The 24,889-nt window shown below is 69.8% G+C and carries 39 protein-coding genes; 37 read left to right on the top strand and 2 right to left on the bottom strand.

What is annotated here, in order from left to right; all coding sequences use genetic code 11:
- The first annotated feature begins 246 nt into the window (after positions 1-246).
- From rpsJ to truA, 33 genes are all read left to right on the top strand, one after another.
- Positions 247-555, top strand: coding sequence for a 30S ribosomal protein S10 (gene rpsJ / locus ACFY29_RS19145; protein WP_007073037.1), 309 nt, complete (start codon positions 247-249; stop codon positions 553-555).
- A gap of 11 nt (positions 556-566) precedes the next feature.
- The gene (rplC, locus tag ACFY29_RS19140) at positions 567-1,232 is read left to right on the top strand and encodes a 50S ribosomal protein L3 (protein ID WP_328420545.1); all 666 of its coding nucleotides are present in this window, start codon (positions 567-569) and stop codon (positions 1,230-1,232) included.
- The gene (gene rplD / locus ACFY29_RS19135; RefSeq protein ID WP_234583436.1) at positions 1,229-1,879 is read left to right on the top strand and encodes a 50S ribosomal protein L4; all 651 of its coding nucleotides are present in this window, start codon (positions 1,229-1,231) and stop codon (positions 1,877-1,879) included. Before rplC ends, rplD begins: the two co-directional genes overlap by 4 nt.
- On the top strand, positions 1,876-2,178 hold the full coding sequence (rplW, locus tag ACFY29_RS19130; protein WP_007465304.1) for a 50S ribosomal protein L23: 303 nt from the start codon (positions 1,876-1,878) through the stop codon (positions 2,176-2,178). Before rplD ends, rplW begins: the two co-directional genes overlap by 4 nt.
- Positions 2,179-2,190: 12 nt before the next feature.
- A complete protein-coding gene (gene rplB, locus ACFY29_RS19125) occupies positions 2,191-3,030 on the top strand; it encodes a 50S ribosomal protein L2 (protein WP_053653944.1) in 840 nt (279 codons plus the stop codon).
- A 12-nt stretch (positions 3,031-3,042) separates the two neighbouring features.
- Positions 3,043-3,324 (top strand): 30S ribosomal protein S19, encoded by a 282-nt coding sequence (gene rpsS, locus ACFY29_RS19120; RefSeq protein ID WP_007465299.1) that lies wholly within the window; start codon positions 3,043-3,045, stop codon positions 3,322-3,324.
- A 41-nt stretch (positions 3,325-3,365) separates the two neighbouring features.
- Positions 3,366-3,824, top strand: coding sequence for a 50S ribosomal protein L22 (rplV, locus tag ACFY29_RS19115; protein ID WP_089018943.1), 459 nt, complete (start codon positions 3,366-3,368; stop codon positions 3,822-3,824).
- Positions 3,824-4,696: a 30S ribosomal protein S3 gene (gene rpsC, locus ACFY29_RS19110; RefSeq protein WP_328420536.1), complete on the top strand. Its 873-nt coding sequence runs from the start codon at positions 3,824-3,826 to the stop codon at positions 4,694-4,696. Before rplV ends, rpsC begins: the two co-directional genes overlap by 1 nt.
- Positions 4,697-4,699: 3 nt before the next feature.
- Entirely contained in the window at positions 4,700-5,125 is a 426-nt protein-coding gene (gene rplP / locus ACFY29_RS19105; RefSeq protein WP_007465292.1) for a 50S ribosomal protein L16, read from the top strand.
- The gene (gene rpmC / locus ACFY29_RS19100) at positions 5,125-5,361 is read left to right on the top strand and encodes a 50S ribosomal protein L29 (protein ID WP_007465283.1); all 237 of its coding nucleotides are present in this window, start codon (positions 5,125-5,127) and stop codon (positions 5,359-5,361) included. The genes rplP and rpmC overlap by 1 nt, the downstream gene beginning before the upstream one ends.
- Positions 5,358-5,636, top strand: coding sequence for a 30S ribosomal protein S17 (gene rpsQ, locus ACFY29_RS19095; RefSeq protein ID WP_328420534.1), 279 nt, complete (start codon positions 5,358-5,360; stop codon positions 5,634-5,636). The genes rpmC and rpsQ overlap by 4 nt, the downstream gene beginning before the upstream one ends.
- Positions 5,637-5,733: 97 nt before the next feature.
- A complete protein-coding gene (gene rplN, locus ACFY29_RS19090) occupies positions 5,734-6,102 on the top strand; it encodes a 50S ribosomal protein L14 (protein ID WP_015619002.1) in 369 nt (122 codons plus the stop codon).
- The gene (gene rplX, locus ACFY29_RS19085) at positions 6,099-6,419 is read left to right on the top strand and encodes a 50S ribosomal protein L24 (RefSeq protein WP_328420528.1); all 321 of its coding nucleotides are present in this window, start codon (positions 6,099-6,101) and stop codon (positions 6,417-6,419) included. Before rplN ends, rplX begins: the two co-directional genes overlap by 4 nt.
- Positions 6,419-6,985 carry a 50S ribosomal protein L5 gene (gene rplE, locus ACFY29_RS19080; protein ID WP_196929473.1) on the top strand — a complete coding sequence of 189 codons (567 nt, stop codon included), beginning with the start codon at positions 6,419-6,421 and terminating at the stop codon, positions 6,983-6,985. The genes rplX and rplE overlap by 1 nt, the downstream gene beginning before the upstream one ends.
- Position 6,986: 1 nt before the next feature.
- The gene (locus ACFY29_RS19075; RefSeq protein ID WP_007465272.1) at positions 6,987-7,172 is read left to right on the top strand and encodes a type Z 30S ribosomal protein S14; all 186 of its coding nucleotides are present in this window, start codon (positions 6,987-6,989) and stop codon (positions 7,170-7,172) included.
- A gap of 116 nt (positions 7,173-7,288) precedes the next feature.
- Complete coding sequence (rpsH, locus tag ACFY29_RS19070) at positions 7,289-7,696, top strand: 30S ribosomal protein S8 (protein ID WP_007465270.1); 408 nt, start codon at positions 7,289-7,291, stop codon at positions 7,694-7,696.
- A 16-nt stretch (positions 7,697-7,712) separates the two neighbouring features.
- Positions 7,713-8,255, top strand: coding sequence for a 50S ribosomal protein L6 (gene rplF, locus ACFY29_RS19065; RefSeq protein WP_328420525.1), 543 nt, complete (start codon positions 7,713-7,715; stop codon positions 8,253-8,255).
- Between the two features lie 8 nt (positions 8,256-8,263).
- On the top strand, positions 8,264-8,641 hold the full coding sequence (rplR, locus tag ACFY29_RS19060) for a 50S ribosomal protein L18 (RefSeq protein WP_354995205.1): 378 nt from the start codon (positions 8,264-8,266) through the stop codon (positions 8,639-8,641).
- Between the two features lie 33 nt (positions 8,642-8,674).
- A complete protein-coding gene (rpsE, locus tag ACFY29_RS19055) occupies positions 8,675-9,289 on the top strand; it encodes a 30S ribosomal protein S5 (protein WP_328420521.1) in 615 nt (204 codons plus the stop codon).
- Positions 9,289-9,471: a 50S ribosomal protein L30 gene (gene rpmD, locus ACFY29_RS19050; protein ID WP_151488125.1), complete on the top strand. Its 183-nt coding sequence runs from the start codon at positions 9,289-9,291 to the stop codon at positions 9,469-9,471. Before rpsE ends, rpmD begins: the two co-directional genes overlap by 1 nt.
- A complete protein-coding gene (rplO, locus tag ACFY29_RS19045) occupies positions 9,471-9,914 on the top strand; it encodes a 50S ribosomal protein L15 (RefSeq protein WP_112584816.1) in 444 nt (147 codons plus the stop codon). The genes rpmD and rplO overlap by 1 nt, the downstream gene beginning before the upstream one ends.
- A 233-nt stretch (positions 9,915-10,147) precedes the next feature.
- The gene (secY, locus tag ACFY29_RS19040; protein WP_328420511.1) at positions 10,148-11,476 is read left to right on the top strand and encodes a preprotein translocase subunit SecY; all 1,329 of its coding nucleotides are present in this window, start codon (positions 10,148-10,150) and stop codon (positions 11,474-11,476) included.
- Positions 11,477-12,130: an adenylate kinase gene (locus ACFY29_RS19035; protein WP_328420509.1), complete on the top strand. Its 654-nt coding sequence runs from the start codon at positions 11,477-11,479 to the stop codon at positions 12,128-12,130.
- 87 nt (positions 12,131-12,217) lie between these two features.
- Positions 12,218-13,069 (top strand): type I methionyl aminopeptidase, encoded by an 852-nt coding sequence (gene map / locus ACFY29_RS19030; protein ID WP_328420507.1) that lies wholly within the window; start codon positions 12,218-12,220, stop codon positions 13,067-13,069.
- A 158-nt stretch (positions 13,070-13,227) separates the two neighbouring features.
- The gene (locus ACFY29_RS19025; protein ID WP_386987800.1) at positions 13,228-13,821 is read left to right on the top strand and encodes a DUF1707 domain-containing protein; all 594 of its coding nucleotides are present in this window, start codon (positions 13,228-13,230) and stop codon (positions 13,819-13,821) included.
- Positions 13,822-14,121: 300 nt separating this feature from the next.
- Complete coding sequence (infA, locus tag ACFY29_RS19020) at positions 14,122-14,343, top strand: translation initiation factor IF-1 (RefSeq protein WP_007073013.1); 222 nt, start codon at positions 14,122-14,124, stop codon at positions 14,341-14,343.
- A 91-nt stretch (positions 14,344-14,434) separates the two neighbouring features.
- The gene (gene rpmJ, locus ACFY29_RS19015) at positions 14,435-14,548 is read left to right on the top strand and encodes a 50S ribosomal protein L36 (RefSeq protein ID WP_012184307.1); all 114 of its coding nucleotides are present in this window, start codon (positions 14,435-14,437) and stop codon (positions 14,546-14,548) included.
- A gap of 266 nt (positions 14,549-14,814) precedes the next feature.
- Positions 14,815-15,195, top strand: a complete 381-nt coding sequence (gene rpsM, locus ACFY29_RS19010; protein ID WP_184178702.1) for a 30S ribosomal protein S13 — start codon at positions 14,815-14,817, stop codon at positions 15,193-15,195.
- Between the two features lie 18 nt (positions 15,196-15,213).
- Positions 15,214-15,621 (top strand): 30S ribosomal protein S11, encoded by a 408-nt coding sequence (gene rpsK, locus ACFY29_RS19005; protein WP_007073011.1) that lies wholly within the window; start codon positions 15,214-15,216, stop codon positions 15,619-15,621.
- Positions 15,622-15,634: 13 nt separating this feature from the next.
- Complete coding sequence (gene rpsD, locus ACFY29_RS19000; protein ID WP_089018952.1) at positions 15,635-16,261, top strand: 30S ribosomal protein S4; 627 nt, start codon at positions 15,635-15,637, stop codon at positions 16,259-16,261.
- Positions 16,262-16,360: 99 nt separating this feature from the next.
- Positions 16,361-17,383, top strand: a complete 1,023-nt coding sequence (locus ACFY29_RS18995; protein WP_089018953.1) for a DNA-directed RNA polymerase subunit alpha — start codon at positions 16,361-16,363, stop codon at positions 17,381-17,383.
- 34 nt (positions 17,384-17,417) lie between these two features.
- Positions 17,418-17,975 carry a 50S ribosomal protein L17 gene (gene rplQ / locus ACFY29_RS18990; protein ID WP_328420494.1) on the top strand — a complete coding sequence of 186 codons (558 nt, stop codon included), beginning with the start codon at positions 17,418-17,420 and terminating at the stop codon, positions 17,973-17,975.
- Between the two features lie 67 nt (positions 17,976-18,042).
- Positions 18,043-18,873 (top strand): tRNA pseudouridine(38-40) synthase TruA, encoded by an 831-nt coding sequence (gene truA, locus ACFY29_RS18985; RefSeq protein ID WP_355609852.1) that lies wholly within the window; start codon positions 18,043-18,045, stop codon positions 18,871-18,873.
- 69 nt (positions 18,874-18,942) lie between these two features.
- On the opposite strand, the gene ACFY29_RS18980 is transcribed toward truA, so the two are convergent.
- Positions 18,943-20,007, bottom strand: a complete 1,065-nt coding sequence (locus ACFY29_RS18980) for a hypothetical protein (RefSeq protein ID WP_386987795.1) — start codon at positions 20,005-20,007, stop codon at positions 18,943-18,945.
- 102 nt (positions 20,008-20,109) lie between these two features.
- Between ACFY29_RS18980 and ACFY29_RS18975 the strand changes: the two genes are divergently transcribed.
- Genes ACFY29_RS18975 through ACFY29_RS18960 form a run of 4 tightly spaced genes read left to right on the top strand, consistent with a single transcriptional unit; the run spans position 20,110 to position 24,232 of the window.
- On the top strand, positions 20,110-20,715 hold the full coding sequence (locus ACFY29_RS18975; protein ID WP_328420488.1) for a methyltransferase: 606 nt from the start codon (positions 20,110-20,112) through the stop codon (positions 20,713-20,715).
- A gap of 40 nt (positions 20,716-20,755) precedes the next feature.
- Entirely contained in the window at positions 20,756-22,435 is a 1,680-nt protein-coding gene (locus ACFY29_RS18970; protein WP_386987792.1) for an ABC-F family ATP-binding cassette domain-containing protein, read from the top strand.
- Positions 22,432-23,232 carry a nucleotidyltransferase domain-containing protein gene (locus ACFY29_RS18965; protein WP_386987789.1) on the top strand — a complete coding sequence of 267 codons (801 nt, stop codon included), beginning with the start codon at positions 22,432-22,434 and terminating at the stop codon, positions 23,230-23,232. Before ACFY29_RS18970 ends, ACFY29_RS18965 begins: the two co-directional genes overlap by 4 nt.
- 37 nt (positions 23,233-23,269) lie before the next feature.
- Positions 23,270-24,232: an aldo/keto reductase gene (locus ACFY29_RS18960; protein ID WP_328420482.1), complete on the top strand. Its 963-nt coding sequence runs from the start codon at positions 23,270-23,272 to the stop codon at positions 24,230-24,232.
- Between the two features lie 62 nt (positions 24,233-24,294).
- Here the strand turns inward: ACFY29_RS18960 and ACFY29_RS18955 are convergent, their stop codons facing one another.
- Positions 24,295-24,834 carry a hypothetical protein gene (locus tag ACFY29_RS18955; protein ID WP_355609841.1) on the bottom strand — a complete coding sequence of 180 codons (540 nt, stop codon included), beginning with the start codon at positions 24,832-24,834 and terminating at the stop codon, positions 24,295-24,297.
- Between the last annotated feature and the right edge of the window lie 55 nt (positions 24,835-24,889).

Raw genomic sequence — 24,889 nt, 5'->3', positions numbered from 1 at the left:
GGCCGGGGGGGGGGGTGGGGGGGGGGGCCCCCCGGGGCCCCCCAACCACCCTCGCACGGCGTTCAGGTCGCGTAATGCGATCGGCGCCTTGACCCACCGCGCGGTCAGGACCGCTCCGGAGTTCCGGGGCGGAGCCCGGCCCGAGGGCGCGACACGCCCGACCGCGGGGGTCGGCGAAGTGGGCCTGTGCCAGCCGGCACAGGCGCCCGCAACACAGCGGCATCGAGAGAAGGAACAGAAGCCACCATGGCGGGACAGAAGATCCGCATCCGGCTCAAGGCCTATGACCACGAGGTCGTCGACTCCTCGGCTCGGAAGATCGTCGAGACGGTGACGCGCACCGGGGCGCAGGTCGCGGGCCCGGTGCCGCTGCCCACGGAGATCAACCGTTTCTGCGTTATCCGCTCGCCGCACAAGTACAAGGACTCGCGCGAGCACTTCGAGATGCGCACGCACAAGCGGCTGATCGACATCATCGACCCGACTCCGAAGACGGTCGACTCGCTCATGCGCCTCGACCTGCCGGCTGGCGTCGACATCGAGATCAAGCTGTAGGGACCGGACAAATGGACAGGCAAGTCAAGGGGATCCTGGGCGCCAAGCTCGGCATGACCCAGGTCTGGGACAACAACCGTGTTGTTCCCGTGACCGTGGTCGAGGCCGGCCCGTGCGTCATCAGCCAGGTTCGTAGCGCCGAGAAGGACGGTTACTCCGCGGTCCAGCTGGCGTACGGCATCATCGACCCGCGCAAGGTCAAGAAGCCGATCAGCGGGCACTACGCGAAGGCGGACGTGGCGCCGCGCCGGCACATCGTCGAGCTGCGCACCACGGACGCTGGGGAGTACTCGCTCGGCCAGGAGGTCACGGTCGACGAGTTCCCGGCCGGCGTCACGATCGACGTCACCGGCAAGACCAAGGGCAAGGGCTACGCCGGTCCGATGAAGCGGCACGGCTTCCACGGTCTGCGTGCCAGCCACGGTGTCGAGCGCAAGCACCGCTCGCCCGGTTCCATCGGCGCCTGCGCCACTCCGGGTCGTGTCTTCAAGGGCACCCGGATGGCCGGCCGGATGGGTGGCGTGCGGTACACCGTGCAGAACCTCACCGTCCAGGCGGTCGACACCGAGAACAACCTCCTGCTCGTCCGTGGTGCCATTCCTGGTCCCAAGGGCGCGCTGGTTCTGGTCCGTACCGCGGCCAAGAGCAAGGTGAAGAAGGGCGGTGCGGCCAAGTGACCACCGTTGACGTGCGCACCGTCGAAGGCAGCACCAGCGGCTCCGTCGAGCTGCCGGCTGACATCTTCGACGTGCAGGCCAACGTCGCGCTGATGCACCAGGTCGTGGTGGCCCAGCTCGCGGCGGCCCGACAGGGCACGCACAAGGCCAAGACCCGCGGCGAGGTCGCCGGTGGCGGCAAGAAGCCGTACAAGCAGAAGGGCACCGGTCGCGCCCGGCAGGGCTCGATCCGCGCGCCGCAGTTCGCCGGCGGTGGCGTGGTGCACGGTCCCGTGCCGCGCGACTACAGCCAGCGGACCCCGAAGAAGATGAAGGCCGCCGCGCTGCGGGGTGCCCTCTCCGACCGGGCCCGCGCCGGGCAGGTGCACGTCGTCGAGGCGTTCGTCTCGGGCGAGAAGCCGTCGACCAAGGCGGCCCTGGCCACGCTGACCAAGCTCACCGAGGCCCGTCGGGTCCTGGTCGTGCTGAGCAGCACCGACGAGCTGAACTGGGTGTCCCTGCGCAACGAGCCGCGGGTTCACCTGATCGAGTCCGGCCAGCTGAACACGTACGACGTGCTGGTGGCCGACGACGTGGTCTTCACCAAGGACGCCCTGGACGAGTTCCTGGGCGTGCCCGCCGAGACCACCGAGGAGGGTGGCAAGTGAGCACCATCGCCGACCCGCGCGACATCATCGTGGCGCCGGTCGTCTCGGAGAAGAGCTACAGCGAGCTGAACCGGAACTGGTACACCTTCCTGGTGCACCCGGACGCGAACAAGACCGAGATCAAGATCGCTATCCAGCAGATCTTCAACGTCCGCGTCCTGACGGTCAACACGCTCAACCGCCAGGGCAAGCGCAAGCGCACCAAGACCGGCTTCGGTCAGCGCAAGGCGACCAAGCGGGCGATCGTGAAGCTGGCTGACGGTGACCGTATCGAGGCCTTCGGCGGCCCGGTCAGCTGAGGGGTGTAGACAATGGCTATCCGTAAATACAAGCCGACGACGCCGGGCCGACGAGGCTCCAGTGTCGCCGACTTCGCCGAGATCACCCGGTCCACGCCGGAGAAGTCGCTGCTGGCTCCGTTGCCGAAGAAGGGCGGGCGTAACGCCCACGGCCGGATCACCACGCGGCACCACGGTGGCGGTCACAAGCGCCAGTACCGTCTGATCGACTTCAAGCGGGTCGACAAGGACGGCGTGCCGGCGAAGGTCGCTCACATCGAGTACGACCCGAACCGCACGGCGCGCATCGCGCTGCTGCACTACGCCGACGGCGAGAAGCGGTACATCCTCGCGCCGAAGGACATGAAGCAGGGCGACCGCGTCGAGTCCGGCCCGGGCGCCGACATCAAGCCCGGCAACAACCTGCCGCTGCGCAACATCCCGGTCGGTACCACGATTCACAACGTGGAGCTGCGTCCGGGTGGCGGGGCCAAGCTGGCCCGGTCCGCCGGCGTCGGTATCCAGCTGCTCGGCCGGGAGGGCGCGTACGCGACCCTGCGTATGCCGTCCGGTGAGATCCGGCGGGTGGACGTGCGCTGCCGCGCCAGCGTCGGCGAGATCGGCAACGCCGATCAGTCGAACATCAACTGGGGCAAGGCCGGCCGGATGCGATGGAAGGGCAAGCGCCCGACCGTCCGTGGTGTCGCCATGAACCCGGTCGACCACCCGCACGGTGGTGGTGAGGGTAAGACCTCCGGTGGTCGCCACCCGGTCAACCCGCAGGGTAAGCCCGAGGGCCGCACCCGCCGTAAGGGCCAGCCGAGTGACCGGCTGATCGTCCGCCGTCGCTACGCCACGCGTAAGCGCGGCTGAGGGAGATAAGACATGCCTCGCAGCCTGAAGAAGGGCCCGTTCGTCGACGACCACCTGCTCAAGAAGGTGGAAGTTCAGAACGACAAGGGCTCGAAGAACGTGATCAAGACCTGGTCGCGGCGCTCGACGATCATCCCGGAGATGCTCGGGCACACGATCGCGGTGCACGACGGACGCAAGCACGTCCCGGTGTTCGTGACCGAGGCGATGGTCGGGCACAAGCTCGGCGAGTTCGCGCTGACCCGCACGTTCAAGGGTCACGAGAAGGACGACCGGAAGAGCCGTCGGCGCTGACGCCGCGGGCATACGGATAGAGGGAACAAGGGGTTACAGCGATGCCAGGAAAGGGCGACGCTCCGGTGCTTCCGGGCGCGCGGGCGGTTGCGCGGCACGTGCGCATCTCGCCGATGAAGGCGCGCCGGGTGGTCAACCTCGTCCGCGGCCTGCCCGCGAAGGAGGCTCTCACGGTGCTGCAGTTCGCGCCGCAGGCTGCGAGCGAGCAGGTGTACAAGGTGCTCGCTAGCGCGATCGCCAACGCGGAGAACAACGAGCGGCTGGACCCCGATGCGCTGCTCGTGAGCGAGGCGTTCGTGGACGAGGGCCCGACGATGAAGCGGTTCCAGCCGCGGGCGCAGGGCCGGGCGTACCGGATCCGCAAGCGCACCTGCCACATCACCGTGGCGGTCGAGGCGGTCGCGCCGGCAGCGCCGAGGAAGGCCGCGGCGAAGAAGGCCGCCCCGGCGACGCAGGCCGCACCGGCCGAAGCGCAGAGCAAGACGGAGGACGCCGAGTAATGGGTCAGAAGGTTCACCCCACTGGGTTCCGGCTCGGCATCTCGACCGACTGGAAGTCCCGCTGGTTCGCGGACAAGCTCTACAAGGACTACATCGGCGAGGATGTCAAGATCCGCCGGATGATGTCCAAGGGCCTGGAGCGCGCCGGCATTTCCAAGGTCGACATCGAGCGCACCCGCGACCGGGTCCGGGTCGACATCCACACCGCGCGGCCGGGCATTGTCATCGGCCGTAAGGGTGCGGAGGCCGACCGGATCCGCGGCGAGCTCGAGAAGCTCACCGGCAAGCAGGTGCAGCTGAACATCATCGAGGTGAAGAACCCCGAGTCGGACGCACAGCTTGTCGCGCAGGGCGTGGCCGAGCAGCTGTCCAGCCGGGTCAGCTTCCGTCGGGCGATGCGCAAGGCCATGCAGTCCGCGATGAAGAACCCGGTCTGCAAGGGCATTCGGGTGCAGGTCTCGGGTCGTCTCGGCGGCGCCGAGATGAGCCGGACCGAGTTCTACCGCGAAGGCCGGGTTCCGCTGCACACGCTGCGGGCCAACATCGAGTACGGCTTCTTCGAGGCTCGTACCACCTTCGGCCGGATCGGCGTGAAGGTCTGGATCTACAAGGGCGACGCGGTTCCGGGCCGGGAGGCTCCGGCCGAGGCGGGTCCGTCTCGTCCGCGTCGTGGTGAGCGTGGCGACCGTCCGGAGCGGCCGCGCCGTGGTCGGTCCGGTTCGTCCGGCACGACTGCCGGTGGCACCGAGGCCGGCCGGGCTGCGGCGACCACCATCGCGCAGCAGGCCGAGACTCCGAGCGGCGAGCCGGTCGACAGCGCTGCTGTCGCCGCCAAGGCTTCCGCTCCGGCAGAAACGCAGCAGGAGGGCTGACAGATGCTGATGCCGCGCAAGCCCCCGAAGGGCTTCCGCAAGCCGCACCACCCGGACCGCAGTGGCGCGTCCAAGGGTGGTAACCGGGTGGTGTTCGGCGAGTTCGGGATCCAGGCTCTCGAGCCGGCGTACGTGACCAACCGCCAGATCGAGTCAGCGCGTATCGCGATGACCCGTCACATCAAGCGTGGTGGCAAGGTCTGGATCACGATCTTCCCGGACCAGGCCCTCACCAAGAAGCCCGCCGAGACCCGGATGGGTTCCGGTAAGGGCTCGCCCGAGTGGTGGGTCGCGAACGTCAAGCCGGGGCGGGTGCTCTTCGAGATGTCCTTCCCCAACGAGCAGATTGCGCGAGAGGCCATGCGTCGCGCGATCCACAAGCTCCCGATGAAGTGCCGCATTGTTACGCGCGAAGTGGGTGAATCCTGATGGCAGCGGGCGTTAAGGCGACCGAGCTGCGTGAGCTCTCCGAAGAGGAGCTGGTCACGAAGCTGCGGGAGGCCAAGGCGGAGCTGTTCAACCTCCGCGTGCAGGCCGCAACCGGGCAGCTGGACAACAACCGGCGGCTGCAGGTCATCCGTCGGGAGATCGCCCGGATCTACACGATCATGCGTGAGCGTGAGCTGGGGCTCTCGGCCGCGCCGACTGAGGTGACTGCATCATGACCGACGAGAACACCACCGCCACCGTGCGGGCTCGCCGCAAGGTCCGTGAGGGCCTCGTGGTGAGCGACAAGATGGACAAGACCGTCGTGGTCGAGGTCGAGGACCGGGTCAGGCACGCGCTGTACGGCAAGATCATGCGCCGGACCAGCAAGCTGAAGGTCCACGACGAGCAGAACGCCGCCGGCACCGGCGACCGGGTCCTGATCATGGAGACCCGGCCGCTGAGCGCCACCAAGCGTTGGCGGATCGTGGAAGTCCTGGAAAAGGCCAAGTAGCGAAAGCTCGAGCTCGCCCGGCGTTGCGTCGGGCGTTGGTTCCGCCAGGCTCCGGCCGCCACGGCGGCCGGAGAACCGGCAGACATAGGAGATAGACGTGATTCAGCAGGAGTCGCGACTGCGCGTCGCCGACAACACGGGTGCTCGGGAGATCCTGTGCATCCGGGTTCTCGGTGGCTCCGGTCGGCGCTACGCGAGCATCGGCGACGTCATCGTGGCCACCGTCAAGGACGCGATCCCGGGTGCCGGTGTGAAGAAGGGCGACGTCGTCAAGGCGGTCATCGTCCGCACCGCCAAGGAGAAGCGGCGGCCGGACGGTTCGTACATCCGCTTCGACGAGAACGCCGCCGTCATCATCAAGGACGGCGGGGACCCGCGCGGTACCCGTATCTTCGGCCCGGTGGGCCGGGAGCTGCGGGACAAGCGGTTTATGAAGATTATTTCCCTCGCGCCGGAGGTGTTGTGACCGTGAAGGTCAAGAAGGGCGACACGGTCGTCGTCATCGCCGGCAAGGACAAGGGTGCCAAGGGCAAGGTCATTGCGGCCTACCCGCGGCAGGACAAGGTCCTGGTCGAGGGCGTGAACCGGGTCAAGAAGCACACCCGCATCAGCACCACCCAGCGTGGCGCCAAGACCGGCGGCATCGTCACCCAGGAGGCCGCGATCCACGTCTCGAACGTGCAGGTCCTGGACTCCGACGGCAAGCCGACCCGCGTCGGTTACCGGATCGACGACAACGGCCAGAAGGTCCGCATCGCGCGTAGCACCGGTAAGGACCTGTGATGACCACGGCTACCGAAAAGACCATGCCGCGCCTCAAGGAGCGGTACCGCAACGAGATCGCGGCGCAGCTGCGTGAGCAGCACAGCTACGGCAACCCCATGCAGGTGCCGCGGCTGGTCAAGATCGTCGTCAACATGGGTGTCGGCGAGGCTGCTCGCGACGCCAAGCTGATCGACGGCGCGGTCCGCGACCTCGCCACGATCACCGGCCAGAAGCCGCAGGTGCGGCGGGCGACCAAGTCCATCGCGCAGTTCAAGCTCCGCGAGGGCATGCCGATCGGCGCGAAGGTGACTCTTCGCGGCGACCGGATGTGGGAGTTCATGGACCGGCTGCTGTCCATCGCGCTGCCGCGTATCCGCGACTTCCGCGGTCTGGACGGGCGCAAGCTCGACGGGCACGGCAACTACACGTTCGGTCTGACCGAGCAGTCGGTGTTCCACGAGATCGACCAGGACCGGATCGATCGCCAGCGGGGCATGGACATCACGGTGGTCACCACCGCCACGACCGACGACGAGGGCCGGGCGCTGCTCAAGCTCCTGGGCTTCCCGTTCAAGGAGAACTGAGATGGCCAAGAAGGCGCTGATCATCAAGGCGGCCGCGAAGCCGAAGTTCTCGGTTCGCGCCTACACCCGCTGCCAGCGGTGCGGGCGTCCGAAGGCGGTCTACCGCAAGTTCGGTCTCTGCCGGGTGTGCATCCGGGAGATGGCCCACCGCGGTGAGCTGCCGGGTGTGTCCAAGGCTTCCTGGTAAGGGCGACCGCGTCCCGGCTGTAGGCCGGGAACTCCTGCACCGATTAGGTATTGCTCTTCGCCGTAGGCCCGGGGTCGATGCCCCGGGAACCCCGGCGAGAAAGGCTGACGAAATCCATGACGATGACCGACCCGATCGCAGACATGCTCACGCGTCTGCGTAACGCCAACCAGGCGTACCACGACCAGGTGAAGATGCCCTACTCCAAGATCAAGGCGAACATTGCCGAGGTCCTGAAGGCCGAGGGTTACATCGCCACCTGGTCGGTCGAGGAGCCCGAGGAGGGCGCCGTCGGCAAGCGACTGGTCGTCGAGCTGAAGTACGGCCAGAACCGCGAGCGGAGCCTGGCCGGCATCAAGCGCGTGTCCAAGCCCGGTCTCCGGGTGTACGCCAAGTCGGACGGGCTCCCCCGGGTGCTCGGTGGGCTGGGCGTGGCGATCATTTCGACGTCCCAGGGACTGCTGACCGACCGGCAGGCCCGCAAGCGGAGTGTTGGCGGGGAAGTCCTCGCCTTCGTCTGGTAACGGGAGACAGGTAGAAATGTCGCGAATTGGACGTAAGTCGATCCCGGTGCCAGCCGGCGTCGACATCACGATCGACGGGCAGACCGTCAAGGTCAAGGGCCCGAAGGGCCAGCTCCAGCACACCCTCGCCGAGCCGATCACGATCGAGCGGGCCGAGGATGGGCAGCTGAGCGTCAACCGCCCGAACGATGAGCGCAAGGCCAAGGAACTGCACGGCCTGAGCCGTACGCTTATCGCCAACATGATCGTCGGCGTGACCGAGGGCTACCGCAAGAGCCTGGAGATCGCCGGCACCGGTTACCGGGTCACCGCCAAGGGCACGGATCTCGAGTTCGCGCTCGGGTTCTCGCACCCGGTGGTTGTCCCCGCGCCGGCGGGCATCACCTTCACGGTGGAGCGGCCGACCCTGTTCCACGTGGCCGGCATCGACAAGCAGCAGGTCGGCGAGATCGCCGCCAACATCCGGAAGATCCGTCCGCCGGAGCCCTACAAGGGCAAGGGCGTGAAGTACCAGGGCGAGGTCATCCGCCGCAAGGCCGGAAAGGCAGGTAAGAAGTGAGCGCCACGCTGCTCAAGCGCCGCCGCGGTGTCGCCGCCAAGCGCGCCATTGGGCGTGCGCGTCGGCACTTCCGCGTCCGCAAGAACGTCAGCGGTACGGCCGAGCGTCCGCGCCTGGTCGTCACCCGCTCCCTGCGGCACATGGTCGCCCAGGTCGTCGACGACACCAAGGGTCACACCCTGGCGTCGGCGTCGACCCTGGACGCCTCGCTGCGCGGTGCCGAGGGCGACAAGAGCGCCCTTGCCGGCAAGGTGGGCGCGCTGCTCGCCGAGCGGGCCAAGGCCGCCGGCGTTTCCAAGGTCGTCTTCGACCGCGGTGGCAACCGGTACGCGGGGCGAGTCGCCGCGCTTGCCGATGCTGCCCGCGAAGCCGGGCTCGAGTTCTAACAACCCCGTCACGAGAGATAAGGAAGGCTGCTGATGCCAGGTCAACAGCGCCGTGGCGGCGGGTCCGGTGGCAACGAGGGTGGTCGCCGCGACAACCGCCGTGAGGGCGGCCGCGGAAACGCGCCCGTCGAGAAGACCCCGCACCTCGAGCGGGTCGTCGCGATCAACCGCGTCGCCAAGGTCGTGAAGGGTGGTCGTCGCTTCAGCTTCACCGCCCTGGTGATCGTGGGCGACGGCGACGGCACGGTCGGCGTGGGCTACGGAAAGGCCAAGGAGGTGCCCGCGGCCATCGCCAAGGGTGTCGAGGAGGCCAAGAAGCACTTCTTCAAGGTCCCGCGGATCGGTCAGTCGATCCCGCACCCGATCACGGGCGAGGCCGCCGCAGGCGTCGTGCTGCTCAAGCCGGCCTCGGCCGGTACGGGTGTCATCGCCGGTGGTCCGGTGCGTGCCGTGCTGGAGTGCGCCGGGATCCACGACGTGCTCTCGAAGAGCCTCGGCTCGTCGAACCCGATCAACATCGTGCACGCCACCGTGGCGGCCCTGAAGGGGCTTGAGTCCCCCGAGCAGGTCGCGGCGCGTCGTGGCCTGCCGGTGGAGGACGTCGCGCCGGCCGCCATGCTGGCGTCGCGTGCGGGGGTGGCGCACTGATGGCACGTCTGAAGGTCACCCAGCTCCGATCCGGCATTGGGACCAAGCAGAACCAGCGTGACTCGCTGCGTTCGCTCGGCCTCAAGCGGATCAACGACGTGGTGGTCAAGGAGGACCGGCCCGAGATCCGCGGCATGATCTTCACTGTGAGCCACCTCGTGAAGGTCGAGGAGGTCGAGTAATGACGATCAAGGTGCACCACCTGCGCCCGGCGCCCGGTTCCAAGACCGCGAAGACCCGTGTGGGTCGCGGTGAGGGTTCCAAGGGCAAGACCGCTGGTCGCGGTACCAAGGGTTCCAAGGCCCGCAAGAACATCTCGGCGGCGTTCGAGGGTGGGCAGATGCCCATCCACATGCGCCTTCCGAAGATGAAGGGCTTCAAGAACAAGTTCAAGGTGGTCTTCCAGGTGGTCAACCTGGACCGGCTCGCCGAGCTGTTCCCGAACGGCGGCCAGGTTGGCCCGCTGGAGCTGGTCGAGTCCGGTGCGGTCCGCAAGGGTCACCCGGTCAAGGTCCTCGGCACCGGGGACCTCGGCGGGGTGGCGCTCCAGGTGTCGGCGCACGCGTTCAGTGCGTCGGCCAAGGAGAAGATCGCCGCCGCCGGTGGCTCCACCACCGAGCTGTAAGGCGTACAACCCATGGCGCCCGTCCAGTTGTGAGCAACTGGCGGGCGCCATGGTCTGCCTGGGGCGTATGCGCCCGGTAATATCGGAATCGGTTTATGTAGCCGGGCGCATCTGCCCGGACCGGGATGAGGCTGTTAGAGTCCCATCCCAGCCATGGATTCCGGGCGCTCGCCCGGGATCCACCCCGACCCGCCAGGGATCACCGGCGGCCCGCCTCGCGCAGGAGGAAGAAGTTGCTGTCCGCCTTTCTCAGTGCGTTCCGTACGCCTGACCTGCGCAAGAAGCTGCTGTTCACAGTAGGCATCATCGCGGTCTACCGGCTGGGTGCAACGCTCCCCAGTCCGGGCGTCTCGTACGGCAACGTGCAGAAGTGCCTCGACACCCTCCAGGGTGAGTCGACGGGTGTGCTGAACCTGCTCAACCTCTTCTCCGGCGGAGCGCTGCTACAGCTCTCGGTCTTCGCGCTGGGCATCATGCCCTACATCACCGCGTCGATCATCCTGCAGCTGCTCACCGTCGTTATCCCGCGCCTGGAGCAGCTCCGCAAGGAGGGCCAGGCCGGCCAGGCAAAGATCACCCAGTACACCCGCTACCTGACCCTTGGTCTCGGTGTGCTGCAGGCTTCGGCGTTCGTGGCGCTGGCCCGCTCGGGGCAGCTCTTCCAGAACCGCTGCGACCAGTTCCCGATCATCCCCACGGGCACCGGCATCCCGGACTGGCTGACCCTGGTCATCCTGGTGATGACCATGACCGCCGGTACCGGCATGGTCATGTGGCTCGGTGAGCTGATCACCGACCGGGGCGTCGGCAACGGCATGTCCGTCCTGATCTTCACCTCGATCGCCGCCCGGCTGCCCAGCGAGGGCTGGCAGATCAAGACCAGCAAGGGCTGGGACATGTTCGCCCTGGTCATCGCGCTGGTCCTGGTGGTCATCACCGCGGTCACCTTCATCGAGCAGGCACAGCGCCGCATTCCGGTGCAGTACGCCAAGCGGATGATCGGCCGGCGGATGTACGGCGGCACCTCGACCTACATCCCGCTCAAGGTCAACCAGGCCGGTGTGATCCCGGTCATCTTCGGCTCGTCGCTTCTCTACCTGCCGCAGCTGGCCCTGCAGTTCTTCGATCAGACCGACCCGGGCAAGACCCAGGCGTGGATCCAGAACAACCTGGTCAACCCGAGTAGCCCGATCTACATCACGGTCTACTTCCTGATGATCATCTTCTTCACGTACTTCTACGTCTCGATCACGTTCAACCCGACCGAGGTCGCAGACAACATGAAGAAGTACGGCGGGTTCGTGCCGGGCATCCGCCCGGGCAAGCCGACCGCCGACTACCTGGACTTCATCCTCAGCCGGATCACCCTGCCGGGCGCGCTCTACCTCGGCGTCATCTCGATCCTGCCGAACTTCTTCTTCATCTGGCTGGACAACCAGCAGTACCAGAACTTCCCGTTCGGCGGCACCGCTGTGCTCATCATGGTCGGCGTCGGTCTGGAGACCGTGAAGCAGATCGAGAGCCAACTCATGCAGCGGAACTACGAAGGGTTCCTGCGGTAGATGAGACTCGTTCTGGTTGGCCCACCGGGCGCGGGCAAGGGCACACAGGCCGAGTTCGTCGCCGCCCATCTCTCGGTGCCGAAGATCTCGACCGGGGACATCTTCCGGTCGAACGTCACCCAGGGCACGCCGCTCGGCATCGAGGCGAAGCGGTACATGGACGCTGGCGAGCTGGTTCCGGACGAGGTGACCATCAACATGGTCCGGGACCGGCTGGCCGAGCCCGACGCCAGCGAGGGGTTCCTGCTCGACGGCTTCCCGCGGACCACTCCGCAGGCGGCCGCGCTGGACAAGCTCCTCGCCGACCTGGGCACCGCACTGGACCTGGTCCTGGAGCTGGTGGTCGACGACGACGAAGTGATTCGGCGGCTCTCCGGCCGGCGCACCTGTCGGGGCTGCGGCAAGATCTGGCACGTCGAGTTCGACGCCACCACCCGGCCCGACATCTGTGACCGGTGCGGCGCCGAGCTGTTCCAGCGCGACGACGACAAGCCGGAGACCATCGCCACCCGGCTGCGCGAGTACAGCGAGAAGACGGCCCCTCTGGTCGACTATTACGGCGCTCAGGGCAAGCTGGTCGGAATCGACGCCACCGGCCCGGTGGAGGACGTCACCACCCGGGCAATCGACGCGCTGCGGTCGTACGGCGGCTGAGGTCCCGCCGGGCCACGGCGGATAGAGTGCGAACAGCGGGGTACGTGCGACGTGCCCCGCTGTTCGGCAACGAAAGGTAATGGCTCCATGCGTCGTCCCCAGCTGGACATCCAGCTGAAGACCCCTGACCAGATCGAGAAGATGCGGGCCGCAGGGCTGGTGGTGGCCGAGGCGCTGCGTCGGATGCGCGAGGCGGTGGCCCCCGGTGTGAGCACGGCCGACCTGGATGCCATCGCCGAGTCGACCATCCGCGAGGCGGGTGGCGTCCCGTCGTTCAAGGGCTACCACGGGTTTCCGGCGTCGATCTGCTCCTCGGTCAACGAGCAGGTCGTGCACGCCATCCCCTCGCCGGGGCAGGTGCTCCGGGACGGTGACCTGATCTCGATCGACTGCGGTGCGGTGCTGAACGGGTGGCACGGCGACTCCGCGATCACCGTCGGGGTCGGCGACGTCGACCCGGCGCTGCTCAAGATGGCCGAGGTTGCCGAGGACGCCATGTGGGCCGGCATCGCCGCCGCCGCACGCGGTGCGGCCAGCGGCAAGGGGCGGCTCACCGACATCTCCCACGCGGTGGAGACCGCGGTCCGCAAGGGCGGCCGGTACGGCATCGTCGACGGTTACGGCGGGCACGGCATCGGCACCGAGATGCACCAGGACCCGCACGTGCTCAACCACGGCCGTCCGGGCAAGGGCCCACGGCTGGTCCCCGGCATGGCACTGGCCATCGAGCCCATGATCACCATGGCGTCCCCGCGCACGGTCGAGCTCGCCGACGGCTGGACGGTGGTCACCCGGGACGGCTCGGTTGCGGCCCACGTCGAGCACTCGATGGCGCTGCTGCCCGACGGAGTCTGGGTGCTCACCGCGTTCGATGGTGGCCGGGCCCGACTCGGCGACCTGGTCACCGCACGCCAGCCCGCCGCCTCGACCGCCCCCTGACCGACACCTACGGCGACCCGGCCGAACGAGCGCCGGCCTGGCGACCCGGTCAGGCGAGTGCCGGCAGGGCCAGCGCCGGAGGCCGCGGCGACCCGGGTGGATCAAGGCGGGACGACCGGGTGGGACGCCGCTGGCGTGTCGGTGGCATGCTTGCCGGCATGGACGGGCGGGACGGGATGCGAGCCGCTGACGCGGACCGTGAGGCGGTTGCAGACCGGTTGCGGGTGGCCCTCGGCGAGGGCCGACTGGACCTGCACGAGTACGACGAGCGGTTGCAGCGGGCCTACGCCGCGCGCACCTACGCCGAGCTTGACGTGCTACTCACCGACCTGCCACCGGTGACGCCCCCGGAGCAGTCGGCGCTGGCGGCGGTCACCCCGCCGGCTGCCGGGCTGCTGGCCGGCGGTACGGGCGGCCAGCCCGCCCCGGTGGCGGCCGGTGGCGTCACCGCCCGCTGGCTCGCCGAGGTGTGGCTGCCGTACCTGCGGGTGATCGCCATCGTGGTGACCATCTGGGCGGTGACCTCGCTGCTCAGCCGGGAGCTGCTCTACTTCTGGCCGGCCTGGGTGGCCGGGCCGTGGGGCGCGGTGCTGGTGGTCCGCACGGTCACCGGGTTGAGCGGGGGAGAGCCGCGGCGCCAGGCGATCCAGCGGGAGCGCCGCCGGCAGCGCAAGCGGGCGAAGCGGGACCGCCGACGGGAGCTGCGCGCCGGTGGACCGGACGAACGGGACGAGCCGCGACCGGCCGGCTGATCCGCCGGCGTGGGGGAGCCGGTCTGGTGACCCCGGCCGGCGACCGCCCGCGGAGATCATCGGACGCCCGGACGGGGGACCGGCGGCCGACACGGCGGTGCGGTGGGTGGCCGGTTTGGCGACCGCCCGCAGGCCGGCGTACACTTTCAGCTCGGCGCACAGCGTCCACTCCGGCATGCCCACCCTGCGCTTCGGTGGGACCTGGAGCCGCGGCTGGCGCGGGCTTCTGATTCTTGGTCAGTTTCCCGTGTAAGACGTTGTGGGCCGCCCGGAGCAATCGACGTCAGGACAGCGGAGGACATGCCGAAAAAAGACGGAGCCATTGAGATCGAGGGTCGGGTCATCGAGCCCCTGCCGAACGCTATGTTCCGGGTGGAGCTCGCGAACGGCCACAAGGTGCTGGCTCACATCAGCGGCAAGATGCGGCAGCACTACATCCGCATCCTGCCGGAGGACCGGGTCGTCGTCGAACTCTCGCCGTACGACCTGACCCGCGGGCGCATCGTCTACCGCTACAAGTAGTCCTGACGGCGGCCGGGAAGTCCCGTGTCCGTCTTCGACGTCCGGTCTCGTGCTCTGCGCGTCCCCGGGCCAGATGGGAAGTAAGGCAACCGTGAAGGTCAAGCCGAGCGTCAAGAGGATCTGCAACAAGTGCCGGGTGATTCGCCGGCACGGCCGGGTCATGGTGATCTGCACCGACCCGCGCCACAAGCAGCGCCAGGGCTGACTCAGCCCGTCCGGCCGGATCACGGCCGGGTGGTGTTGGTCCGGGCAGATCCCCAGCGACGCACACAACACAAATGCTCGTCCCAGCCACGAGCGGTACGCGAGACGTACTTCTGCGTGGCTGACCCCCGGTCGGAGGCCGGGGCCCGCTCGGGCAACGACCGATCCCGGTCGCCGGCGCTGACAGCGTCGGAAAGACGGGACGGCCGGTAGCGGGGTGGGACGGGTCCACACCTCCGCCACACATCACGAGGAGTACGCCCGCACATGGCACGTCTAGCCGGCGTGGATCTCCCCCGCGAAAAGCGGATGGAGATCGCGCTCACCTACATCTTCGGCGTGGGTCGTACCCGCGCCCTGGAGACGCTCGCCGCCACCGGCATCTCGCCGGACAAGCGCGCTCGGGACCTCACGGACGAGGAGCTCGTTCAGCTCCGCGACCACATCGAGGGCAACTACAAGGTTGAAGGCGACCTGCGCCGCGAGGTCGCCGCTGACATCCGCCGCAAGGTCGAGATCGGCTGCTACGCCGGCATCCGGCACCGCCGGGGCCTGCCCGTGCGTGGCCAGCGGACCAAGACCAATGCACGGACCCGGAAGGGCCCGAAGCGGACCGTCGCCGGCAAGAAGAAGCCCGGCAAGAAGTAACTAGGAGCGCACAGACTTATGCCACCGAAGGCTCGTGCCGGAGCCGCTGTAAAGAAGGTCCGGCGCAAGGAACGCAAGAACGTCGCCCACGGGCAGGCGCACATCAAGAGCACCTTCAACAACACCATCGTGTCTATCACGGACCCGACCGGTGCGGTCATCTCCTGGGCCTCCGCGGGCCAGGTGGGCTTCAAGGGCTCCCGCAAGTCGACTCCGTTCGCCGCGCAGCTGGCCGCCGAGGCCGCCGCGCGTCGGGCCATGGAGCACGGCATGCGCAAGGTCGACGTGTTCGTCAAGGGCCCCGGCTCCGGCCGGGAGACCGCCATCCGTTCGCTGCAGGCCGTGGGCCTCGAGGTCGGGCAGATCTCCGACGTCACCCCGCAGCCGCACAACGGATGCCGTCCGCCGAAGCGTCGCCGGGTCTGAGAGGTAGAGAGAGATGGCTCGTTACACCGGTGCTGACTGCCGCCGTTGCCGGCGGGAGAAGATGAAGCTGTTCCTCAAGGGCAGCAAGTGCGATGGCCCGAAGTGCCCGTTCGAGTCCCGGCCGTTCCCGCCCGGGCAGCACGGCCGCGGCCGCACGAAGGAGACGGAGTACCTGCTCCAGCTCCGTGAGAAGCAGAAGGCCCGTCGTGTGTACGGCGTGCTGGAGAAGCAGTTCCGCGGTTACTACGAGGAAGCCGTTGGCAAGCAGGCCAAGACCGGTGAGGTCCTCCTGCAGATCCTCGAGTCGCGGCTGGACAACGTCGTTTACCGGGCCGGCTACGCCCACTCGCGGGACATGGCCCGCCAGTTGGTCAAGCACGGTCACTTCACGGTGAACGGCAAGAAGGTCGACATCCCGTCGTACCGCGTCAAGGAGCACGACATCATCGAGGTCCGGGGCAAGAGCAAGGAGCTCACCCCGTTCATCGTGGCGCAGGCTCAGGCGGGTTCGCGGGCGGTGCCGGCCTGGCTCGAGGCAATCCCCAGCCAGATGAAGATCCTGGTGCACTCCCTCCCGGCCCGGCAGGTCATCGACACGCAGGTCCAGGAGCAGCTGATCGTCGAGCTCTACTCCAAGTAGTCGGAGCTCGTTGCGGTGGCCCGCCCTCCGGGGCGGGCCACCGGAACAGTTTGTGTCGTGGGCGTCAAATAGCGGGCGTCCCGGAAGAGAAGAGAAACCATGCTCATCAGCCAGCGACCCTCCCTCTCCGAGGAGTCGATCAACGAGACCCGGTCGCGGTTCGCCATCGAGCCGCTGGAGCCGGGCTTCGGCTACACCCTGGGCAACTCGCTGCGGCGCACGCTGCTGTCGTCGATCCCGGGCGCGGCGGTCACCTCGATCAAGATCGACGGCGTGCTGCACGAGTTCACCACGATCCCCGGTGTCAAGGAGGACGTGGTCGAGCTCGTCATGAACATCAAGGAGCTGTGCGTCAGCTCCGAGCACGACGAGCCGGTCAGCATGTACCTGCGCAAGCAGGGCCCGGGCGACGTGACCGCGGGTGACATCCAGCCCCCGGCCGGCGTCTCGGTGCACAACCCGGACCTGAAGCTCGCCACCCTCAACGGCAAGGGCCGGCTCGACATGGAGCTGACCGTCGAGCGGGGCCGGGGCTACGTGACGGCTGCACAGAACAAGCAGTCCGGCGCCGAGATCGGCCGCATCCCGGTCGACTCGATCTACTCGCCGGTGCTCAAGGTGACCTACCGCGTCGAGGCGACCCGCGTCGAGCAGCGCACCGACTTCGACCGGCTGATCATCGACGTCGAGACCAAGCCGTCGATGGGCCCGCGTACCGCGCTGGCCTCCGCCGGCTCGACGTTGGTGGAGCTGTTCGGGCTGGCCCGGGAGCTGGACGAGACCGCCGAGGGTATCGACATCGGGCCGTCCCCGCAGGACGCCCAGCTGGCGGCGGACCTCGCCCTGCCGATCGAGGAGCTGGACCTCACCGTCCGCTCCTACAACTGCCTCAAGCGCGAGGGCATCAACACCGTTGGTGAGCTCATCGGGCGTACCGAGGCCGACCTCCTCGACATCCGCAACTTCGGTCAGAAGTCGATCGACGAGGTCAAGATGAAGCTCGCCGGGATGGGCCTGGGGCTGAAGGATTCGGCCCCGAACTTCGACCCGGCGCACGTCGTGGACACCTTCGGCGAGGCCGACTACGACACCGACGACTACCGCGAGACCGAGCAGCTCTAGTCCGCGCTGCCGCCACAACTGAGGAGCACCAAGCATGCCCACGCCCACCAAGGGCCCCCGCCTCGGCGGCAGCCCCGCGCACGAGCGGCTGATGCTGGCCAACTTGGCCACCGCGCTGTTCCAGCACGGCAAGATCAAGACCACCGAGACGAAGGCCCGGCGGCTGCGTCCGCTGGCCGAGCAGCTCATCACCAAGGCCAAGCGCGGTGACCTGGCCGCGCGGCGGCGGGTGCTGGGCGTCGTCAAGGACAAGGACGTGGTCTACGCCCTGTTCGACCAGATCGCGCCCCGGTACGTCAACCGCCCCGGCGGCTACACCCGGATCGTGAAGACCGGTCCGCGCAAGGGTGACAACGCGCCGATGGCGATCATCGAGCTGGTGGAGGAGCTTCAGGTCGCCGAGCCGAAGGCGAACAAGAAGACCGCCGCCCGCAAGGCCGCGCAGCAGGACAAGGTCGAGGCGCTCGCCCCGGCCGAGGAGACCCCGCAGTCGGCCCAGGCCGACCAGGACTCCGAGGCGCCGGTGTCGGCGTCCGGTGACACCGCCGCCGCCCGCGAGGACAGCGACGAGGCCACCGAGAACAAGGCCTGATCAAGGGCAACGTCGGGCCCGGCACCCCATCGGGGTGTCGGGCCCGACCCATAACTGGAGGTACGAGGTGGACGAGCGGATCCGGCTGCGGCTGGACGTCTCGTACGACGGCACCGGCTTTTCCGGGTGGGCCGCCCAGCCGACCCGGCGCACGGTCGCCGGGGTGCTCGTCGAGACCCTGGACCTGGTGCTCGGTGCCGGCACGGCCACCGGGTTGACCGTGGCCGGGCGGACCGACGCGGGGGTGCACGCGACCGGGCAGGTCTGCCACCTGGACCTCCCCGCCGACGTGTGGCGGCAGCACGAGCAGCGGCTGCTGCGCCGGCTGGCCCGGCTGCTCCCCACCGACGTGCGGGTACGGGCGATGACCGAGATGCCGGCCGACTTCGATGCCCGTTTCTCGGCCACCTTCCGCCGCTACGAGTACCGGGTCACCGACGCCCGGTACGGCGCGGAGCCGCTGCGCCGGCACGAGGTGCTGGCCTGGCCGAGGCCGCTGGATCTGGCCGCGTTGAACGCCGCGGCGACCGGCCTGGTCGGGGAGCACGACTTCGCCGCGTACTGCCGGCGCAAGGAGAACGCGACCACCCTGCGCGAGGTGACCCGGCTGGACTGGCGCCGTGACCCGGACGGCATCCTGGTCGCCACCGTGCAGGCGGACGCGTTCTGCCAGGCCATGGTGCGCAGCCTGGTGGGGGCGATGCTGGTGGCCGGGGACGGCCGCCGCCCGGTGGAGTGGCCGGGCAGCCTGCTCACCCGCCAGGAGCGGTCCAGCGAGGTGACCGTCGCGCCGGCACACGGGCTGACCCTGGTCGAGGTCGGCTACCCGGCCGACCCGGCCGAGTACGCCCGCCGCGCCGACCTCACCCGCCGGCTACGGGTCCCGGTCGAGGGCTGACCACCGACGGCCGACCCCCGGTCGAGGGCTGGACCGCCGACGGCCGGGACCGTAGCCGGCGGGGCGAGGTCAGTCGCCCGGCAGACTGTCGTTGCGGGTGCCGCCGCTCTGCGTTGCGCCGCTCTCCGTCGGGCCCGGGGTCGGTTGCCCGGCCGTGCCGCCGTCGACCCGCTTCTGCAGCACGCCTTGGCTGAGGTGCAGCTCGATCATGTCGAAGAGGATTTCCCGGACCTTGGTGTCGCCGGACTTGACCGCGGTCCCGTCCGCACGGACCACCAGCGCGTACGCCAGGTAGTGGCCGCGGACCTGCCAGCCGACCCGCGCCGGGGCGGTGGCCACCACGTCACTACCGTCGCCGTCGCTGCCGACCAGGCCCCGGAATCGGCCCTGCCGCTCGTCGAGCAACTGCCGGATCCGGTCCCGGACCCGTTCCGCGCTGACCTTGTCGGTCAGGTTGAACAGCCCGGTGGTGACCAGGTGGTCGCCGTCGGGAGTCCGCAGTGTGGCCCGGACCACCTGGTTGCAGCCGAGCCGGACCAGCAGGTCGGCCACCTCGTCGGTGGCGGCGACGGCGCAGCTGCCGCTGGAGTGCGTCTTGAGCACCTTGTAGGCCGGCTGGCCGTCGGTGACCTTCAGCTCCTTGCCGGGGAAGAGTTCCTTGGCGGTGAGCGGAGCCTGGTCGGTGTCCCGGGAGTCGAGGTCCTCCCGATCCGCCGGGGCGGCGGACGCGGCGGCGGCGTTCGGCTGGTAGGTCGGGGTGGCCTGCGGCTGCGGGTCGCGATCCATCAGCAGCGCGGCGACGCCCAGGCCACAGAGCGCGAGCAGGACCAGGACGGCCGCGCCGCCGATCAGCACCTGCCAGAGTCGGCCACCGCTGCGCTCGGGGGGCGCCTCGATCGGCTGTGCCGAGGTGTAGACCTGATCGCGAGGCGCGGCGGGCGGGATGTCGGCACGGGCCGGCGGCGGCTGGGACGACGGCAGCGCGATCTGGTTCGGCCGGCGCAGCGACGGGGTGGGGAAGCGCGACGGAGAGGGCCCGGCCGGCGGGGGCGGGCCGCCGGGCACCGCCAGGTCGGACCCGGGCTCCGGGTACTCCTCGAAAGCGTCCTCATCGGACTCGTACCGATACACCATGTCGCCCAGAGTAAGAGGCATTGTCCCTTTAGGGGGTAATAATGGGAAATGTACGCGTGGGCCGTGTCATGGCGTGCACGGGCCGGTGCGAGAATTGCCGGCGTGACCGGCGACCACTACTTCAGCGCTCAGCCCGCCAGCGACGCCCCGCCGCGCGAGGTCGAGTTCTCCGTGGCCGGCCGCGACTACCGGCTCGCCTCGGCCGGCGGGGTCTTCTCCGCCAGCCGTCTCGACCCGGGCACCGCCGTGCTCCTGCGGAAGGCCGACCTGCCCACCGCCGACACCACCGGCGATCTGCTCGACCTCGGCTGCGGGTTCGGGCCGATCGCCTGTGTGCTGGCCGACACGGCACCGGCGAGCACCGTCTGGGCGGTCGACGTCAACGCCCGCGCCCGCGAGCTGACCGCGGCCAACGCGGTCCGGGTCGGCGCCGCCGACCGGGTCCGGGTCAGCGCACCGGACGACGTACCGGCCGAGATCCGCTTCGCCCAGCTCTGGTCGAACCCGCCGATCCGGATCGGCAAGGACGGGCTGCACGACCTGCTGCTGCGCTGGCTGCCCCGGCTCGCCCCGGACGGCGTCGGCTGGCTGGTGGTCGCCCGGCACCTCGGCGGCGACTCACTGCACCGCTGGCTCACCGAACAGGGCTGGCAGGTTGAGCGGTGCGCCAGCCAGAAGGGCTTCCGAGTGCTGCGGGTCACCCGGTAATTGGATGTCCCCCCGGCCCTCACTGGGGCAGGATCCCGGCGTGGGATACGTGGATGTGGCAGCGGTCGGGCACATCCTGCCCGACGGTCGGGAACTCTTCGCCGACGTGTCGTTCCGGGTCGGGGAAGGCAGCAAGGTCGCCCTGGTCGGGCCGAACGGCGCGGGTAAGACGACGCTGCTGCGGATGGTCGCCGGCGACCTGCCGGTGCGTACCGGCGCCGTCGCGCGGGCCGGCGGGTTGGGCGTGATGCGCCAGTTCATCGGCATGATCGGCGACGAGTCGACGCTGGCCGACATGGCGCTGTCGTTGGCCCCACCGGCACTGCGCGAGGCCGGCCGCCGGCTCGGCGAGACCGAGGCGGCCATGCGGGCGGCCGAGATCCGCGGCAAGTACAGCACCGCCGCCGGCAAGGCTCAGCTGGCGTACGCCGACGCGCTGGGCGCCTGGGGCGAGGCCGGCGGGTACGACGCCGAGGTGCTCTTCGACACCGTCGCCACCATCGTGCTCGACCTGCCCTGGGACGGCGTCCGGGACCGGCCGGTCCGCACCCTCTCCGGTGGACAGCAGAAGCGCTTCGCACTGGAGCTGCTGCTGCGCGGCCCCGACGAGGTGCTGCTGCTCGACGAGCCGGACAACTTCCTCGACGTGCCCGGCAAGCGTTGGCTGGAGGCGCGGCTGCGCGAGTCGACCAAGTCGGTGCTCTACGTCTCGCACGACCGCGAGCTGCTGGCCCAGACCGCCGACCGGGTGGTCGCCGTGGAGGGCGGCAGCGCCTGGGTGCACCCGGGTGGCTTCGCCAGCTGGTACGAGGCGCGGGTGGCCCGACACGCCCGTCTCGACGAGCTGCGCCGGCGCTGGGACGAGGAACACCAGAAGCTGCGCGAGCTGATGCTGATGTACAAGCAGAAGGCGGCGTACAACGACGGGCTGGCCTCGCGCTACCAGGCCGCGCAGACCCGGCTGCGCAAGTTCGAGGAGGCCGGGCCGCCGCCCGTACCGCCGAAGGACCAGGACATCCGGATGCGGCTGACCGGCGGGCGGACCGGCAAGCGCGCGGTCGTCTGCGAGCAGCTGGAGCTGGACGGCCTGACCTACCCCTTCGACCTGGAGATCTGGTACGGCGACCGGGTGGCGGTGCTCGGTGCCAACGGCACCGGCAAGTCGCACTTCCTGCGGCTGCTGGCCCGGGGCGGCACCGACCCCGACCCGGCGAACGGGCCGGTCGACGGTGCGGGCGCGCTCGCCCCGGTGGCGCACGACGGCACGGCCCGGCTCGGTGCCCGCGTCCGCCCCGGGCACTTCTCCCAGACTCACGACCGGCCCGAGCTGATGTCGAAGACGCTGGTCGAGATCCTCTGGCGGGGCGACGAGCACCGGACCGGGATGGACCGGCACGCCGCGATGGGTGTGCTCAGCCGGTACGAACTGGCCGCCCAGGGCGACCAGCGCTTCGGCACCCTCTCCGGTGGGCAGCAGGCCCGGTTCCTGGTGCTGTTGCTGGAGCTGTCCGGGGCGACCCTGCTGCTGTTGGACGAGCCCACCGACAACCTCGACCTGGCCAGCGCCGAGGCGCTGGAGGCGGGCCTGAACGCGTTCGAGGGGACCGTGATCGCGGTCACCCACGACCGCTGGTTCACCCGCTCCTTCGACCGGTTCGTGCTGTTCCGTGGCGACAGCGAGGTGGCGGAGACCCCGGAGCCGGTCTGGGACGTCGGGTGATCCCCGCCGACCTGCCCGACCGGCTGTGCGCCGTCGAGGGGGTGGTGGCCGTGGCGCTCGGCGGTAGCCGGGCACGCGGCGAGCATCGCCCGGACTCCGACTGGGACCTGGGTCTGTACTACCGGGGTGAGTTGGACGTACCGGCGCTGCGTGCGGTCGCCGCGACGGTCGCCGACGACACCGGCGTCGCGCTCACCGCCCCGGGTGGTTGGGGCCGCTGGGTCGACGGCGGTGGTTGGCTGCGGATCGACGGGTCCGCCGTGGACTGGATCTACCGGGACCTCGACCGGGTGCACCGCGTCTGGGCGGACTGCCGGGCCGGTCGGTACGAGGTCGGGGTGCAGGCCGGGCATCCGCTCGGCTTCTACTCGTCCGCCTACGTGGGCGAGGTGGCGCTGTGCCAGGTGCTGGCGGACCCGACCGGCCAGCTGACCCGGCTGAAGGAGCAGACCCGGGAGTATCCGCCCGCGCTGGCCGACGCGCTGGTGGCCGGCGGCTGGGAGGCCGGGTTCCTGCTGGCCGGCGCGGCCAAGGCCAGCGCCGGCGGGGACAGCGGGTACGTCGCCGGCTGCCTGTTCCGGGTGGTCGGGGTGCTCGCCCAGGTGCTGCACGCCCGAGCGGGCCGGTGGCTGGTCAACGAGAAGGGAATGATCGCCGCCGCGGGGCGGCTGCCCGGCGCGCCGCCGGACTTCGAGCAGCGGGCGCAGGCACTGCTCGGCGCCGTCGGCCGCAGCCCCGCCGAGCTGACCGCCACCCTCAGCGCCGCCCGCGAGCTGGTCACCGAGGTGGTCGGCTGAGCCGCCGCCGAGGTGGCCCGCAACCGGCCGGCATAGGGTGGATCTCGTGACTGAGATGACCTATCGCCGGCTGGGCGACTCCGGGCTCGTGGTGTCCGTGGTCGGCATCGGCTGCAACAACTTTGGCCGCAAGCTCGACCTCGACGGCACCCGCGCGGTGGTGGACGCCGCCCTGGACGCCGGGATCACCCTGTTCGACACCGCCGACATCTACGGCGAGCCGCAGGGCGGCTCCGAGGAGCTGCTCGGGCAGGCGCTCAAGGGCCGCCGGGACGACGTGGTGGTGGCCACCAAGTTCGGCATGGACATGAACGGCCTGAACGGGCCGGACTTCGGCGCCCGGGGTTCGCGGCGCTACATCGCCCGCGCGGTGGAGGCGTCGCTGCGCCGGCTCGGCACCGACCACATCGACCTCTACCAGATGCACGAGCCCGACCCGGGCACCCCGATCGACGAGACGCTGGCGGCCCTGGACGACCTGGTCCGCGACGGCAAGGTGCGCTACCTGGGCAACTCCAACTTCGCCGGGTGGCAGATCGCCGACGCGGACTGGGTCGCCTCGTCCAACGGCCGGGCCCGCTTCATCAGCGCGCAGAACCACTACAGCCTGGTGGAGCGGTCCGTGGAGACCGAGGTGATCCCGGCCTGTGAGCGGTTCGGGCTCGGCATGCTGCCCTTCTTCCCGCTCGCCAACGGTCTGCTCACCGGCAAGTACCGGCGCGACGGGCAGCCGCCGGCCGGCAGCCGGCTCTCCGGCGGTGGCCGGTACGCCGAACGGCTCGCCGCCGCCGACTGGGACACCATCGAGGCGATCGAGGCGTACGCGGCCGAGCGGGGGCTGACCATGCTCCAGGTGGCGATCGGCGGGCTGGCCGCCCAGCCGGCGGTGACCTCGGTGATCGCCGGCGCCACCACGCCCGAGCAGGTGCACGCCAACGCCGCCGCCGGCACCTGGGAGCCCACGGACGAGGACCTGGCGGCGCTGCGCGCCATCCTCTGAGCCGCCTGGTCGGGCGTCGGGCCGGGCCGCTCATGGCGGCCCGGCCCGATCATCCGAGACGGTCAGTCGGGGCGGCGGCTGACCAGCATTGCCACCGCCACCGCCAGCGCGGTGAGCACCAGGGCGGCCAGCCCGACCGGCCACCACCAGGCGCTCCCGTCCGCGGCGGCGCGACCGTCGGCCGCCGCCGGCGCCGTCACGGCGACCCGCGCGGGAGCCGGCGGAGGCGACTGCGCCGGCCGCGCCTGCACCTCGGCCCCGGCCTGACCGGGGTTCGGCGCCGGGGCGCTCACCGTCACCCGCCACGTGCCCGGGGAGAGTAGCGGGCCGCTGCTGTAGAAGCCCTGCCCCTCGGGTGCCGGTTCCAACTGCACCGGGCCGAGCCGCCGCCCCTCCGGGCCGGTGCCGGTGAGGGTCAACCGCACCGGCTTGTCCAGCCGATGCCCGTCGGCGTAGGTGGCCTGCACAGTGACCCCGTCGGCCCCGTCGCCGGCCACGGTCAGCTTGAGCTTGCCGGTGTGCGCTGCGGCCGGAGCCGCCGAGAACAGGATCAGGGCCAGTCCGACGAGCAGGGCGGCGAACCCCTTGCGGATACGCGTCACGGACGTCTCCTCACTACGGATGAGGGAGGCCCCTCCCCGGCGCCGGAGCGTCGGG

It is taken from the genome of Micromonospora sp. NPDC000668, assembly GCF_042897975.1.
In the GTDB taxonomy this organism is placed as follows: Bacteria; Actinomycetota; Actinomycetes; order Mycobacteriales; family Micromonosporaceae; genus Micromonospora.
The sequence above is the reverse complement of the archived record's forward strand: the minus strand, read 5'-3'. Positions and strand labels throughout refer to the sequence as shown.